General features: G+C 35.6%; 1 protein-coding gene. It reads right to left on the minus strand.

The window, feature by feature from the left end:
- Positions 1-488 (minus strand): 3-phosphoshikimate 1-carboxyvinyltransferase (locus V3W49_RS22780; RefSeq protein ID WP_500148230.1); only part of this gene is annotated, 488 nt, incomplete at its 3' end.
- Positions 489-632: the final 144 nt, after the last annotated feature.

The following is a 632-nucleotide window of genomic DNA, read 5'->3' on the forward strand; positions in this document are numbered from 1 at the left end:
AATTGACTTGAGATATCGCCAGGGACTGTAACTTCACCACCAATAATTTTTCCCGAAATCGTAACTGGAGGATGGCCTTCTATTGATGAACATTTCGCTCCAAGTGATTCTAACGCATTCAATAATGGTTGCATAGGTCTCTGATTGAGACTATGATCGCCAGAAAGTGTCGTTTTTCCATCAGCAAGACTTGCTAAAGCTGATGCAATCCTTATCGTTGTACCAGAATTAGCAGCGTCAATGGTAGACGGCTGAATGATTTGATTTGAATTTCTAATAACTAATTCATTTTCTAATTTTTTAATTTCTACACCAAATTTTTTACAAGCTCCAATCGTTGCATTAGTATCATCTGAAAAAAGAGCATTTTTGATAATACTCTCTCCTTTTGCAAGTGATGCTAAAAAAACTGCTATATGAGTATAACTTTTGTTTGGTGGACAAACCAATTCTCCAGAAATTTTTGATTTTTCAACTTCACAATTCATGGACCTCAGCCTTTTTGTTATTTATTTGAAAGACATTTATCCTCCCTTCTAAATGTGAGAATACTTTCTTAATGTTTGATATGTTGGATGGTTTTGCTACAGCGGCTATTGCTGGCCCATTACCTGAAATTGAAGCACCAATAG

Source organism: Rosenbergiella sp. YN46, assembly GCF_036620675.1.
Classification (GTDB): domain Bacteria; phylum Pseudomonadota; class Gammaproteobacteria; order Enterobacterales; family Enterobacteriaceae; genus Jejubacter.